A 15,167-nucleotide genomic window follows, 5' to 3' on the forward strand; every position below is an offset into this window, starting at 1 on the left:
TTTGAATACGCCCGGTATTTGATTCAGAGTTCAGAGTGACGCAATAGGAGACGACGCTACCAACCGAAAACCAAAACTGTAGCCACCGAGGTTAGGGCTGTAGTTTTTGCGGAGCACACAGGACGCATAAGCTCCATAGTTGACGTAAGACGCGCCCCGCAGCACCTTCGGCTGACCATTGTCCAACGCTACATTTTTCAGGGCAGCATAGTCATTAAGACACCACTCCAATACATTTCCAAGCATATCGTCCGCCCCGCATGCTGCTGCCCCTTGCGGGTACATGCCCACCGCAATCGCCCGTCGCAATCGTGCTTCCCTTGTATTGGCGTAGTCCTCTTGCCATGCGCCCCACGGATATTCACGCTGCTGGTTGCCCCCTTGCGCCGCCCACTGCCATTCCCATTCGGTTGGCAAACGCACCTGCGCGTTATTGCCGATGATTAAAGGGTTGCCTATATCTTCCGAACTGGTCAATTGCCAACCCAACATGTGTTTGTTCAGCCACCGCCCAAACGCCACCGCCTGATACCACGACATCCTGTCTCGCGGTATGCTCAAGCCTTTTTGATATTGCTCTTTCAGCGTTTGCGGTTGATACTCTTTCGGAAAACCTTGCCACCACTCGCGGTTCTGGTAGCCGTCCCCCGCTTTCACAAAGGCTTCGAATTGCGCAAAGGTTACTTGGTATTGCGCGATGTAGAAGGGTTGTACCTCAAAGGTCTGTTTTTCGATTGCCAGATTGCCGCCCGGCGTAACCGCCAGCCACGCGATGTCGGGGATACCGTCGGGGCGCACGCCTACCCCGCGCCGAGGGTCGCCGATTGCGCTCAACCTATCGCCAATAGCCATGCGGCGGGTGTGTATGGTTTTTGGGTTTGCAATTTCATCGAACAAGCGTTCCGCTTCGGTTTTGGCAGGCGCGGACGCAGGTTTTGGCTCAACCGCCTTTATTACGGGAGGGGCAGATTTTGGCTCAACCACCCTTGATACGGGTGGCGCAGGGTTAGGGGCAGCAACGGGCGGAGTGGAAGGCGTTTCGGGTAGGGCGATGCGGAAATTCTTGGCATGGAAGCGCAACCCTTCCAATAGCATTTCGCGTCCACGCTCATCATAGAACCGCGCCGCTTGCCACCGACTCAACCTTCGCGGAATTTCGCACTCTGCCAGTTTCAAGGGGATGATATTGCTCAGCCCTTCTGGCATATATTTGGCATAGTATAGCGCGGTTTCTATCTCTGCCTGTACATAGCCAATTTTTGACACCGACTCAGGTGTAAGACACACCAATATGATATGGCTTTCTTCCAATGCCTTTTCAATGGCGTACTGCCACGGCTGTCCGGGCAGCAGTTCTTCCTCATCCAGCCACGGGTCAATCCAGCTTTCGGCTTTGAGGTGGCGATACAGTTCGCGAATCACGGGCTTATCCCCGGAGGAGTGGCACAGAAACACTTTCAGTTTGGCAGGGTCGGGCATGTTCGCGCTCCAGCGTGGGGTTTATCAGTAACGCAATCGCGGTTTAATTATAATCAAGATTGTGAATCTTTGCTACTTAGCATGAGAGGTTCTACTACCGCCAAGACTACGGAGAAAAGTACCCGGCTGGTTTACTGCGAAGCCGATAACTCGGTTTGAGCGGATGGGGAATCGACTTGCATCACCGCCTCGATTGCACGCAGCAAGTCCTTCATGTTAAAAGGCTTGGCTACCATACCCTTGAAACCGTACTCTTGGTAGTGCGCCATCACCGGGTCGGAAGAATAGCCGCTGGAAACGATAACCCTTGCGTTTGCGTCCACTTCCAGCAATAACTGGATTGCCTCCTTGCCACCCATACCGCCGGGTATAGTCAAGTCCATAAGCACCACATCAAAGGGCTGTTGCGCTTGCTGTGCCTGCCGATATAGCGCAATCGCTTCTTCCCCGTTTGAGGCTTCCGCCACCGTATGTCCTTCGTGCCGCAATACCCGCCCCACCATTCTCCTGATACCGGCTTCGTCATCCATTATCAACACCCGCAACCCGGTTCGAACCGACCGAATCGGCTCATTATTTGGCACAATATCTGGGACGATGTTATCCACCGCAGGCAGATAAATATGGAAGGTAGCGCCCTTGCCCCGCTCCGATTCCACCACTATATACCCGTTGTGCTTCCTGATAATGGAATAGCTGATAGCCAGTCCCAATCCATTTCCACTCTGCTTGGTGGTAAAATAAGGGTCGAATATTTTGGGGAGATTTTCGGGAGCAATACCCGAACCCCAGTCTTGCACCGAAATCCTGACGTACTTCCCGGCGGTTAGCGGCAGACCCATTTCCTCGCTCAGAATCAGGTTCTGCCCCCGAATCTGAACTTTACCCCCAGAGGGTTGGGACTGGATAGCGTTTATCACCAGATTCTGAATTACCTGCCCCAATTGACCCCGATCACCTACCACCCCCCAAAGGTCGGGGGCGAACCAGAACTCCACTTCCACGTTGGAACCGTGACTGGCAAACCTGCCGTCCTCACGTAGCATCTGCTCAAGTTGAATATTGCTTCTGAGAGGCTCGCCACCCCTTGCAAAAGTGAGCAGTTGTTGCGCCAAGTTGGTCGCGCGGTTGGTGGCTTTCTCGGCAGCTTCCAAAGCTTCACCCGATTCCTCGCCATCCAGCCGAGAAGCCAGCGCAATATTGCCCAAGATAACGGTGAGGATGTTGTTAAAATCGTGAGCAATACCACCCGCCAGCACCCCCAACGATTCGAGTTTACCCGTCTTCTGCAATTCCTGATCCATCAGATAACGAATAGTAACATCGCGGAAAGCCACCACCGCCCCGATGATTTGGTTAGCCGAGTCACGAGTGGGCGAGATACTACCGGACAGCATTCTTTCCTGCCCTGATAGAAAAATCTTGTTTTCAAACGACATATGCCGACCGGATTTCAGCACTCGTGCCACATACGCGCCGATAGTAGTTTCACCGTAGTTGACAGGCAGCAATTGTTCCAGCGTTTTACCTTCTGCCTCCGACAAAGTCATACCGAGCATATTTTCGGCGACCGGATTGAACAAAAGCGGCTTTCCGGTGGCATCAATCGCAATAACAGCGTCGGTAATCGAACGCAGCACTACTTCGAGTTGTTTCTTCTGGGCGGAAAGCCGCTCCTGCGCTCTTTTGCGATCTAGGGTTGGAATCAGTATCAGCGACGAAATCGTCGGGATAAGCAACACAGTAATGATCGAATTGGAGAGTATCACGAGGCTTGGGGAGAGCGATTTAATGGCTGTATCGGGCGCGACTAACGATACATAGAGGATTAAAACCACCGCAATGAATGTGGTTGAGGCGATCAGGATAAGCGACTCGGTTTTTTCCAGCAGCACTACACCCATAATCAGCGGTATTAAAAAGGTACATGTGAGAAGCGGAAGGTTGTTGCCGAAAGCCATTATGGCAAGAATAACCACCCCTACCAACAGATAAACCATTACGCGCTCTGCCAGTTGCGGTTGGTTATTAAGCAACAAACCGGAACCAAAGGTAACCCCTAGCAGAGACAGAATCAACATACCCCAGACATAAGCATCCCACACTTGGTAGAAAAGAAAAGTGGTTACGGTTATGGTGATCATACCAGCCAGTACGGTAATCAACCCAATGGTGCAGAGCTTCTTGAGTAATTGGTTTCTGGCATTCATTTCTGATAGTCTCGGTTTTAAATAATAATTAAAATTCTTTAATACTAAGTATTTCGGCTAAGTTTATTCTTCAAGGCAATATTCTTGGTTAAATTATATAAGAATTAAGTGTTGAAGGAAAGTCCTAAACTATAAATGGGAAGAACAGCAATCGGGGGAAAGGGCGTATGCAAATAAGCCTCCCTTTGCCTGTATCCTGAAAGGGACTGGATGGCGTTTATCGTGGGGGTTGGGGCAACACACGCAATCAATACCGGGCGGTTCGCGAACCGCCCCTACGAACCAAATCTCATGAGAATCGATTGGTAGGGGCGCATCGGGATGCGCCCGCGATGGGTGGTGTTTATCGGGGGGGGTGGGGCAACAAACGAAGGGCGGGTCACACCCTCTACGGGGCGTAACCCTACGGGTCACAGGCAGCGAACCGCCCCTACTGCCTGTATCCTGAAAGGGACTGGGTGGCGTTTATCGTTTGGGAGACTTAAAACCGATACTCCGGCAGAGCAGGGTTATAGTAAGCATCAAAATTGGGCTGATTATCGTTCAGGATACGGCTTTGCAAGCGCAAGCGATCATTGCCGAGCAAGCCGAACAGCACAATATCAGGCTGACCGTTCTTGCCGGGATGTAATTCCATGCGCGTCCGCTCGAAATACTGCACCTGATAAATACCACCATCGTCCGGATTGCGCTCCTCGAATACCCGCGTTTTGGGCAAACCCACGATGGCAAGCCCACCTTGCTTGTTCCACGCTTGCAAGAATGCGCCGGAGAGCGTGTGCTGCGTCTCGCGGAACCACAACAAATCTGCCCCGGTGCGGGTGGGCTTCTCTTCGGGCAAGGTTGCGCCCGCAAGAGGCAGCCCGTGCCAGTCCAACCAACCGCGCTCGGTTAAAAGCTGATTGCCGAGCAAGCCGAATAGTACCTCGCTTGGCGTATTTTTGAACTCAGGGTGATATTCCATGCGCACCCGCTCGAAATATTGCACCAGATAGTATTTATTATCGGCAGGGTTGCGCTCGTAAAACTGCCCCGTTTTGGGGTAGCCGAACAGCGTCAAGCCGCCCCGCTCCCACGCGCGTTTGAAAACCCCCGTTACGGTGTGGCGTGTATCATCAAAAATGAGCGTATCGGCGGAAAAAGCAGGACGAAGCGGCAGCGAACGTTTATCGTAATATTTATAGGCATCATAGAAGGGCTGTTTGGGTACAAACTCATCGGTGCTTTGCAGGGGACGTTTCCAAAAAATGTCCTGTTTGACCTTCATCAAGCCATACTGCTCTGACTCCCAATCGTGCAGCATATGCACATGGGTCATGGTGATAAAGGGGCGCGTGCTGACATAATCAAAAGTCTCTTTCAAACAAGCGGTTTGGTCTTCGGGCGTACCCAACCACCCCACCTCGGTCAGCCAAATCGGCTTATTTCTGTCGCCGCGCTCTACCATCAATTCGCGCAACCGCTCGACCCCATTAAAATTCAGGCTCACCCGGCTTGCATTTGGGTTCATGTGGCACTTTTCGGGGGTATAGGGATGGTAGGCAATCGCATCCCACGGGCGCATGCCAAACACCGCATCGCTGTAATTGTAGAGCCATTGGGTATAGTCGTAACCGCTCAGGCTGGTTGCTGCCACCAACACGGTTGGGTCGGCACGCTTCACCGATTCATAGAAGATTTTGAGCCATGGCGCATAATCGCTGATGTCGCGCTTCCCGAAGTTTTGCCACAAATCCGGCTCGTTCCAAAACTCCCAGCTACGAATGAAAGGATAACGCGCTACCGCCGTTTGCGTCACCTGCGCCAACCGTTCGGAATAGCGCGAATCGAGGCGGCAAAGCAGATCATCTTTGATACATTGCTCAGGGTTGGTACTTGCCCAGACCGGCACGGTGACAAATTCCACCACTACCTCGAAACCCTCGTCTGTCAGGCGGTTCAGGATACGGTCTTCTCGCGAGAAATCATAAACCCCCGCTTGCGGCTCAACCACTTTCCACTCGAAAGGCAGCCGCACTGTCGTAACCTTCAGGTCTTTATAGTATGCAATAAAGCGATCGAGAAACATGTCGAGCCACCACGGATGCGCGGCAATGCCAAACTTCTGGCGTGCCGGGGCGGTGGGAAGATTGGTCACATCTGGGTTAAAAGCGGTATCAGGAGCGTAGATGATGGCGGGGGAGATTTCAAGCGCGTCCGCTTCAACCGGAGGAAACACCATTAAGAGTAGATTCATTGCTAAAAGCGCGAAGAGCAAAACGCAAATCCGGTGCGTGCCAGTAGCAGAACGCAAGCCTCAAACCTCCTGAAAGTGATTTATAACCAAACTACCTAACTATTATAACAGGCGAGCGGGGGCGCGGTTGCGCTTTTACCGCCCGTCGTTTGTTGCCACAACCCCCCTGATAAAAGCCACCCATCGCAGGCGCATCGTAATGCGCCCCTACAAATCGATTTTCATGAGATTTGGTTCGTAGGGGCGGTTCACGAACCGCCCGGTATTGATTGCGCGTGTTGCCCCAACCCCTCCGATAAACGCCACCCATCGCGGGCGCATCGCGATGCGCCCCTACGAATTAATACCATTCCCAACATGGTTGTACCGCTACTTTTGCCAATTATTATTTAAATCCGTTTCCCATGTCGCCGGATTATTTGCAATATATTCCCTGATACGATCTAAATCGTTATCATTTCGCACAATATGTTCGTAATAATTACGCTGCCAAATTGGTGTAACAGGAGAATTTCTAATCAGATTAATCTTTTTTGTGGAAACGGTTTTCAAAACTCCAACGATACTTCCTAAAGTTTTCAGATTCGGTTTGGAAGGTTCAATATCAGTGCCTTTCAAATGAAGAATCCCATGAAAGTGATTAGGCATCACCACGCACATATCAAGTTCTACAAAGGTGTATTTTACGGATAACCATTCCCATGTTTCCAGTACAATTTCACCAAATCGATTCAATCTTATTTCATTATTTACAATCTCACCAAATAAATGCTCACGTTGGTATGTGCAAAGCGTCAAGAAAAAAAGACCTTGATTATAATCGTATCCCTGTACGCGAATTGAATGCCTGTGATGCTTTTCGGGTTCAAAATCCATTTGCATTGACTCCTCAACCCATGAAAATGGTTTTGTAGGGCGGTTTGTGAACCGCCCGGTATTGATTGCGCCTATCGCCATCCCCCGATAAAAGCCACCCAACCCGGGCGCATCCCGATGCGCCCCTACCAACCCGAACCTCCGAACCCGTAGGGGCGGTTCGTGAACCGCCCGGTATTGATTGCTCTTCTCTGCCCCAACCCACGATAAACGCCACCCAACCCTACTAACTATTCAAGCGGTTGGCGGTTTCGTAGGCGGCGTGCTTGATTGTCTCCACCACTTCCATCAATTCGGTGTGACCGTGCGCCCCTAAACGGCTGGTCGGTCCGCTGATGCTGAGGCACGCTACAATCTGCCCGGCGCGATCCAGAATCGGCGCAGCCACGCAAATTACCCCTTCTTCCATCTCCTCATTATCGAAGCTGTAGCCACGTTCGCGAATGGTTTGCAACTCTTTTTTGAGGGCGAGGGGGTCGGTAAAGGTGGCGGGAGTGCGCGACTCAAGTCGATTCGAAAGCAAATAGCGGTTCAAATCGCGTTCCAGTGCGGCGGGTTCGCTGCCAAACGCCAGAAAGAGCTTGCCGCTGCCGGTGCAATAGAGCGGGACGCTAGTGCCAACGCGGGTAAACATCCGCATGAGCCTATCCGATTGCACCTGATCAATGTACACAAGCTGATCGCCGCTACGCACCGAAAGGTTGGCGGTTTCACCGATGACTCGCGCCAGTTGTTGCAAGGCGGGACGTGCCGCGCTTTGCAAATCGCCGCCACCATCCAAGCCGCTTGCCAGCGCTACCAAACGATTGCCCACGCTGTAACGCCCGGTGGCATGGTCTTGCCGGGCGTAGCCGCGTTCTATGAGAGTGGAGAGCAAGCGATGTACCGTACTGATGTTGAGGTCAACCTTCGCGCTCAACTCCGAAAGCGTCACCGGGCGTTTGAACTCCGCCAAGGCTTCCATTATATCGAAGGTGCGCTCTACCGATTGGACGGTATGGCGTTCGCCCTCATTTTCAGGGTCTTTTCTAGGTCTGCCTCGCATAATTTTTCTCCTGAATTTTCACCAGACGAAAATATATCCGATAGCTTATATTTTGTCAAACGAAAATGCTCTTTTGACAGGTGGAAACTCAAGCAACACGTTTTGCAGCTCGAACTATTAAATATCACATTGTGGAATATGGAGAGAAGAACAGTTGCTATGAAAGCAAAAGGACACGGGGTGAACCGTATCCTTCTGCTAGCTTGTGCGGGACAATAAATCTATTAGAGGGAGGTGTAAACAATGTTACCCTGTCCATCCACCTGTACCTTCAAAGCCGGAAGCGCGATACGTCCGGGGCTTCGGGTGGCTGCGCCGGTGGCAGGATCGAAGCACGCGCCGTGCAGCGAGCAGTATAGTTGCTTCAACCCCTGATTGTACACTAGGTCAAAGGGGCGGTGAGTGCAGATGCCGCTAAAAGCTTTAACCGAACCGTCCGCCGTCCGCGTTACAAAAGCCCTTTTGTGAGTGTCGGGCGTAGTAAATTGCTGAACCGTGCCCACCGGCAGCGAAGCGAGAGTGGCAAGCACCGTACCACCTGAAACAGCCGCAGGAGTAGTGGTTTTCGCTTGGGCGTTCGCTTGAGCGGTAGTTGTAGCAGCGGCAGGCGCTTGAGTCTGTGCGCGCTGAGTTTGATTCGAGCCGGGAACTGGTTGTGTACCGCGCAGTCCGCCATCCCGTCCGTTACCGCGTACTGGTGCAGTAGTAGCAGGCGCGGTGGTGGTGACTTCCGGCGTAAGGTCAGCAACCGCCGTTTGGCTATTTTCCTTGAAAAGCAGCGGGCGTAGCACCATGCCGCCGCCAAAACCCGCGAGTACCGCCGCACCCATTACTACGACAAAGCGGCGGCGCATAACATCGCCCTTTGCCTCCACCGGCACAGGCGCACCGTACAACCCGGCGCGGGAACGATCACGCGCCATAAATATTACGATACCAACACCCTGCGCCAGCAAAGTCACCGCTACCAAGCCTATCAGGACGAGGTAGAGCGTGGTGGCACGCTCGTTGAAAATCAGGTAACCGAGCGTATGCAGCGCAGTCAGACCGAACAAGGGGTAATTAAAACGCTGAATAGCTTTCCAGCGTTTCCCCTTCAAATACTTGAGTGAGCGGTTGTTAGAGAACACCAACAGTACCACCGTTATGAGGGTGGCGAGAAGCCCGGTGTAATTGGCGAAACCAAACGTGTTTATCTGAGGCACGCCATTTTCAAAGAAGTAATAGAGAACACCGTTGTTACTGTAAAGTTGGAAAGAAATAAGCACATGCACCAGCGCAGTTAGCCCCATCCAAATGCCGAAATCGCGGCGCAGATTCAAGTTAACAGGGTTTTTGCGCTTGCGCAGCAGGTTGAGGGGCCCGATTGCCAGCGTGGCGACCAGCAAAATTAGCGCACAGTAGCCAAGCCCATCCGTCAGAACCACGTTCAGAGGGGCAGCCCCTTCGAGTAAAAAGGCTACATAACAGGATAATACCGTGAAAAGTGCCAATCCGGCATGACTCATATACCGGGTTTTACCAAAACGCGCCATATAAACAAATTTCTCCAAAGAATAAATACTTCCGCTCTTCAAATATTCAAACAAATTGAGCGGTGATGCCTAGCTTCAGCAATATAAACAGCCAATCTATTAAGAAAAATTATAGACTTCAATTATTGGAATCAAATTAAAAAATGTAATTTATTTATTAAATAATCGCAAAGGGTTACTTAAGAAAGGCAGAATAATTGCAAGAAGGAAATTACCCCCTATAAAATGTTCCTCAAAGGGGGTTCAGGCAACTTGCTCAAGAGGATTAACAATTAAAACCGTAAAACGAGGGTTGGGGTAAGACTTTCGGTAACAAGGGGCTTAATCTAAAACCGGGCGCATCGCAATGCGCTCCTACCCCGAACCACATCCGTACGAGACGGTTTTAATTCGTAGGGGCGTATTTGAATACGCCCTTCGTTGGGCTTAACCAAGTCAAGCCGCCTTAACCGAGTGGCGTTGGTTTCGGTAAGTTACCCAAATCTTTTTTAACGCCCGGTTTGGGGAGATTAAATTCCATAGCGGCAGTAACTTTAATGAGCTTAGCCATCATCTTAAAGCCGCGCAACAACCAGAACAACAGGTTGAAGGCTACCATCAAGCTGATGGGGATAACCAGTAGGACTAAACCCCAGTTAGGCTCTTGCCCTTTGGAATTATGCTCAATCAACTGATTGATACCAAAATCTACCAGATAGGGCAATCCAAAACCAAGCACCGTAATTACTGCCAGCAACCACACAAAACGTAATAGCACCTTCTGAATGTAGGTTCGCACCTGAGTCCAGCTAATTTTGCCCGCAAAGCGTTGGCGCAATACATCTTGCAAGCGGGATAACACCATAATAAAGGTAATAAGCATTACCACCACACATTCAACCACGAATAACATCATCACCAGCATCGTGAAGGATAAGAACCCGGAAGCGCCGTCAGCCTGCAAGAAGTTATCCACCCCGGCGTTGACGGTTTCCATCAACATGGCAGCGATCGGATTGAAGAAAAAGACCAGCGCCAAGCTCATCAAGAAGGCAACTACGGTGATGGCAACGGCGAAAAAGGCAAGCACCTTAACTTCAGTCCACATCAGCTTCTTGGCAATCTCCCGCATCGTCAGGCTAGAATTTTCTTTCGCGCTGATGATTCCGGCGGCGCGTGAATCGAAATCGGGCAACTTCTTCTTGTAATGTTCCGCTTCCATTACATCCACCGGATAGGTTAACATCCGCATAACATCCGGTCGGATACGCATTAAGAACAGCAGCAGCAAGACCAAGAAGCTTACCAACGAAATATAGTTAAGGAAAGGCATGACAAACCCAACCGCATCGCTGGTAAAATTAACCAACGGGTCTTGCTTTAACTGATTAGCATTGTCCAGAATCAAGTCAAAAGCGGCTTTATCCGGGTCGGCGGTATTCAGATTATCGGCTAGGCTGACAAACATGGTGGTGTAATCTTCCACCAATTGATCGCTCTGGTCGATCAAGTTATTGAGCGCCTCTCGCTGCAAAACCACCTGCGGGTTGGAAATCCCCCCTAGAATTCTGCCGTTCAAGAATTGAATTCCCCACAAAGCTGAACCCAATACCAGCAAAATTACGGTCACTACCAGCGCTTGTGGCAAATAGAACTTATACAGACTACCCAATTTAACGTTGGGAACTCGCTGTGCAATCTTTTTGCGAACTACCAGCGGATAGACCATAAAACCGATAAAAGCCAGCACCGGCATCCCAATCACTATTACTAGAAAGACCCAGAAAAGGCGCGTATCGGCGGTTTTTTGAGTTTTCTGGTCGAGCCGCTCAATCGCTATCGGCACATAATCGCGCACCTTCTGAGCAGCAATAGCTTTGATTTGCTTTATTTCGTCCTCGGAAAGCCCGCCTTTGGCAAGCTCAAGTAACTGGGCTTTTTCTTCCGCTGTAAAAGCTTCGTCCACCTTAAAGCCATCTTCATCGGTATATTGTAATTGGGTTTGGTCGCCGGGAGTATTCTGACTGTCGGGGGGTGTTTGCGCAAAAGTATCTCGGCTGGTCAGGCTAAAACAAAGAATTAATATCATAAGACCGGCTACAAAACTACTGCCATATCGCCAGAGGCGAGATCTATTGAGGGGTTTTGAACTATTTTTCGGCATGCTAGGTGACTCCTTCTTCGATGGGTGTGATTTATAGAAAATGCTGCTAAAGCTATTCTTTGCCACCTTTACTCTTTATAAAGTAAAAGAATGGTTAACAAAGGTAAATATATGACAGAAAAATAGTACATTTTAATGATTAATACAATAGGTTCAGACCGATTATTAGAAAACGATAAGAAACTGTAATAATTAGGGTAAGGTCGTATGCCGAGGCGGGCGGTGTTCTGAAAAATAGCTTAAAGCGAAGTAGAATGTTATAATTGTAACAATCTTCGGCGTTACAATATCGGTATCAGCCTTTCATGAATGCCGCTAGATTACCTACACAACTCAGAAAGGAAATTCCCAATGTCCTCCGGTTCAAGAATACTGTGCAGCCAATTGCGCGACAAAATCATGTCCGCAGAAGAAGCGGCTGCGCTTATCCCAACGCATGTCAATATCGGTATGAGCGGGTTTACGGGCGCAGGCTATCCCAAAGTAACCCCCACCGCGCTGGCAAAGCGTATTATGGATGCTAATTTAGCGGGCAACAAATTTAAAATCGGGGTCTGGACGGGCGCATCTACCGCCCCGGAACTAGACGGCGCACTGGCTATGGTAGAAGGAATCGAGCTTAGACTCCCCTATCAATCCGACCCAACCTGTCGTAAGCGCATCAACAACGGCGAAATGGAATATATTGACATACATTTGAGCCACGTAGCCCAATTTGTATGGTTTGGCTTTCTCGGAAAGCTGGATATAGCCCTAATTGAAGTGGCGGGAATCCTCGAAGATGGTCGCCTGATTCCCTCCTCCTCGGTTGGCAATAATAAAACGTGGATTGACCAAGCCGATAAAGTTATTCTGGAAGTGAACTCATGGCAAAGCGAAAAGCTGGAAGGTATGCACGATATCTACTACGGCACAAAATTGCCGCCTGATCGCTTACCTATCCCCATAATTCGCCCGAATGACCGCATCGGCACGCCCTATTTTGATTGTCCACCCGAAAAGATAATTGCGATTGTGGAAACCAACTCGCCCGATCGCAACTCGCCCTTCAAAGACCCGGACGCGGACTCCAAGCGAATCGCCGGACACCTGTTGGAATTTCTGGAACATGAGGTTAAGAAAGGGCGCATCCCGCCTAACCTGTTGCCGCTGCAATCGGGCGTGGGTAACATTGCCAACGCGGTATTAGCCGGTTTGAGCGAAGGTCCTTTCGAGGGTCTTACCGCTTACACCGAAGTTATACAGGATGGCATGCTCTCTATGATGCTTTCCGGGAAATTGGAAAGCGCGTCTGCCACCGCTTTCTCGCTCAGCCCTGCCGCTATCAAGGAGATGAACCAGAATCTCGACCTATACCGCGATAAAATTGTGTTGCGTCCGCAGGAAATCAGCAACCACCCGGAGGTAATTCGCCGTCTGGGCTGTCTGGCAATGAACGGCTTGATTGAAGCCGACATCTACGGCAACGTAAACTCTACCCATGTGATGGGAACGCGCATCCAGAACGGCATCGGCGGTTCGGGAGACTTTGCCCGCAACGCTTATCTGTCATTCTTCATGACTCCCTCACAAGCTAAGGGAGGCGCGATTTCTAGCATTGTGCCGATGGTTTCGCATGTGGATCACACCGAGCATGATGTGCAGATTATCGTGACCGAACAGGGCTTGGCAGATTTGCGGGGTCTTTCGCCCAAGCAACGCGCCAAGCAAATCATCGAAAATTGCGCACACCCGGATTATCGCCCGGCATTGCGCGATTATTACCGCCGTTCGCTAGAGTTATCTCCCGGCAAGCAAACGCCCCATCTATTAGAAGAGGCTTTTAGCTGGCACTTGCGCTACCAACGCACCGGCAGCATGCACGCCTAATATAAAAACAAGGCAGGGGGTTTAAGCCCCTTGCCTTTTTACTGAAATTATCCTTCAGGTTGTTTTTCTAACAAAATAAGCTCAAGTATAGACTGCTCTGGATTCCCATATTGCATTTTGAAAGTGCTTTTGTAGCCGGGTGGTAGATTAGGGAAAATATTATTAATAACCCAGTTTCCATAGCCATCATACAAACTGACCATCCAAATGCGCTGGCGGTTTTTGAAGATTGATGCAACCTGCTCTTTCACCTTCGCCTGATCGGTAACAGCCAACCGATCGAGGTTGCCGGGTGCCGCTAGTTGATGAAGGTAGTAATAATCAAAAGAGGGTTGGGTATAATTCCAGGGGTTAGAAAGGAAAATCAGGTCGTTATCCTGCTGATTAGCTACAATATGATTGACCATACCCCGCCAATCCTGGTATGAATAATGCTGGGTATAGTTAACCTCAGATATAAGGTTAAGACCGAGCACAGCCAGCAACGCAAGATAAGGAGCATATTTCCAATAGCGTGCCAAAACCCAAATTCCTACTGCTACTGTCATTAGAAAAGTTGGGACGCAAAACATAAAATAGCGGATTCCAAAATTTGGTCGAATCAAACTGCTAAGCCACGAGGTAAATACTGGAAGCAAGCTACTGCAAAATAGAAAAACAGCCATCTTTGCCCGATTTTGCCATACCCATATCAAGCCGATCAAATAAAGCGGCAAAAATACTGCCCCTACCAACATTAAATAGCCATTTGGAATAAATTCGCTAGAAAATGCTACTAGAGTAGCTATTAGTTGGCTTGGTCCGGTATTAGTAAAAAATGTTAAACCGTAGGTAGTTTGCAAAAGAAAATTTGATAGCCACGGAATAAAACAAGCCCCTACCAGCATCAAGCTGACTAACAAACGTAAAATATTGCCCCACTGTCTGAAAAAGACAAATAATAAAAATACCGCTTCTGCCAGAATTACGTGAAAACCAAGGTAGTGGGTATAGGGTAGAATAGCGGCTAATGGAATATAAATTGCCCATCTCCAGAGTTGTGTTGGTCTCTCGCTCACAAACAGCGTTGCACCTAAACTGATTATCACTAGCAAGGCAAACCATGAGTAGGGTCTAATGCTTTGAGACCAGAAAAGTTGTAAAGGAGAGACGCTCAAGAAAAGCATAGCGGTAAAAGCTATTTTTCGATCGAGGTATCTTCGCGCTATATAATAAGTTACCGCAATGGTTATCACGGCAGCTATAACCGAAAGTAACCTTACATTAGCTTCTCCCAAACCTACCAATTTTACCCACAAATGCATTACTGGGAATTGCAGAGGAGGGTGTACATCATACTTTGAAAAAATAGTAAAAGTTTCCCAGAAAGGCGTGCGGTGAGCAATATCTAGGTCTAAAGTTTCATCATACCAAAGAGAATTTCTAGTAAGGTTAAACAAGCGTAAGCCCAACGCCAACGCCAGAATTAAAACCAGCGCTACCTTCTCTGTAGTAGGATTCCACGTCATAAGCTTTAGCGGTTTAGGCGCTTCGTAGGTGTAAATTTTCTCTTCTTTGGCAGCTTTGCTAGATATACTCATTTCTGCTCTTCCAAGAAATTAAATAGCTTTTGTTTAGCACATAAATTTCAAAGTGATAAGAATTAATTTGTAAATCGTTTGGGTTAGACAATTAATAACTTTGAGCTTAGTTTAAGGTATTATATATTATGTTTTGAATTAGTAGTTTTTATAACTTGTAATCATGTGAGGCTGAAGTGAAGTAAATAAGTGTT

The 15,167-nt window shown here is 49.3% G+C and carries 12 protein-coding genes; 1 reads left to right on the forward strand and 11 read right to left on the reverse strand.

Going from position 1 to position 15,167, the window contains the following annotated elements:
* Positions 1 to 30 precede the first annotated feature (30 nt).
* The 10 genes from OZ401_RS20770 to OZ401_RS20815 all read right to left on the reverse strand — a co-directional run bounded on the left by OZ401_RS20770 (position 31) and on the right by OZ401_RS20815 (position 11,524).
* Positions 31 to 1,479, reverse strand: a complete 1,449-nt coding sequence (locus tag OZ401_RS20770) for an SUMF1/EgtB/PvdO family nonheme iron enzyme (protein WP_341470440.1) — start codon at positions 1,477 to 1,479, stop codon at positions 31 to 33.
* A 131-nt stretch (positions 1,480 to 1,610) separates the two neighbouring features.
* Entirely contained in the window at positions 1,611 to 3,689 is a 2,079-nt protein-coding gene (locus OZ401_RS20775; protein ID WP_341470441.1) for a hybrid sensor histidine kinase/response regulator, read from the reverse strand.
* 129 nt (positions 3,690 to 3,818) lie between these two features.
* Complete coding sequence (locus tag OZ401_RS20780) at positions 3,819 to 4,103, reverse strand: hypothetical protein (RefSeq protein ID WP_341470442.1); 285 nt, start codon at positions 4,101 to 4,103, stop codon at positions 3,819 to 3,821.
* Positions 4,104 to 4,170: 67 nt separating this feature from the next.
* Entirely contained in the window at positions 4,171 to 5,982 is a 1,812-nt protein-coding gene (locus OZ401_RS20785; RefSeq protein WP_341470443.1) for a beta-galactosidase, read from the reverse strand.
* Between the two features lie 34 nt (positions 5,983 to 6,016).
* Complete coding sequence (locus OZ401_RS20790) at positions 6,017 to 6,235, reverse strand: hypothetical protein (RefSeq protein ID WP_341470444.1); 219 nt, start codon at positions 6,233 to 6,235, stop codon at positions 6,017 to 6,019.
* A 59-nt stretch (positions 6,236 to 6,294) separates the two neighbouring features.
* Positions 6,295 to 6,801: a transposase gene (locus OZ401_RS20795; RefSeq protein ID WP_341470445.1), complete on the reverse strand. Its 507-nt coding sequence runs from the start codon at positions 6,799 to 6,801 to the stop codon at positions 6,295 to 6,297.
* 13 nt (positions 6,802 to 6,814) lie between these two features.
* The gene (locus OZ401_RS20800; protein WP_341470446.1) at positions 6,815 to 7,018 is read right to left on the reverse strand and encodes a hypothetical protein; all 204 of its coding nucleotides are present in this window, start codon (positions 7,016 to 7,018) and stop codon (positions 6,815 to 6,817) included.
* Between the two features lie 9 nt (positions 7,019 to 7,027).
* Positions 7,028 to 7,846: an IclR family transcriptional regulator gene (locus OZ401_RS20805; protein ID WP_341470447.1), complete on the reverse strand. Its 819-nt coding sequence runs from the start codon at positions 7,844 to 7,846 to the stop codon at positions 7,028 to 7,030.
* Positions 7,847 to 8,070: 224 nt separating this feature from the next.
* Positions 8,071 to 9,381, reverse strand: coding sequence for a Rieske 2Fe-2S domain-containing protein (locus OZ401_RS20810; RefSeq protein ID WP_341470448.1), 1,311 nt, complete (start codon positions 9,379 to 9,381; stop codon positions 8,071 to 8,073).
* A gap of 445 nt (positions 9,382 to 9,826) precedes the next feature.
* Positions 9,827 to 11,524, reverse strand: a complete 1,698-nt coding sequence (locus OZ401_RS20815; RefSeq protein ID WP_341470449.1) for a hypothetical protein — start codon at positions 11,522 to 11,524, stop codon at positions 9,827 to 9,829.
* A 351-nt stretch (positions 11,525 to 11,875) separates the two neighbouring features.
* Here OZ401_RS20815 and scpC point away from each other — a divergent pair, with 351 nt between their 5' ends.
* On the forward strand, positions 11,876 to 13,393 hold the full coding sequence (scpC, locus tag OZ401_RS20820; protein ID WP_341470450.1) for a succinyl-CoA:acetate CoA-transferase ScpC: 1,518 nt from the start codon (positions 11,876 to 11,878) through the stop codon (positions 13,391 to 13,393).
* Between the two features lie 47 nt (positions 13,394 to 13,440).
* Here scpC and OZ401_RS20825 read toward each other — a convergent pair whose 3' ends face one another.
* Positions 13,441 to 14,973, reverse strand: a complete 1,533-nt coding sequence (locus tag OZ401_RS20825) for a glycosyltransferase family 39 protein (RefSeq protein WP_341470451.1) — start codon at positions 14,971 to 14,973, stop codon at positions 13,441 to 13,443.
* Positions 14,974 to 15,167 lie beyond the last annotated feature (194 nt).

It is taken from the genome of Candidatus Chlorohelix allophototropha (genome assembly GCF_030389965.1).
GTDB lineage: Bacteria > Chloroflexota > Chloroflexia > Chloroheliales > Chloroheliaceae > Chlorohelix > Chlorohelix allophototropha.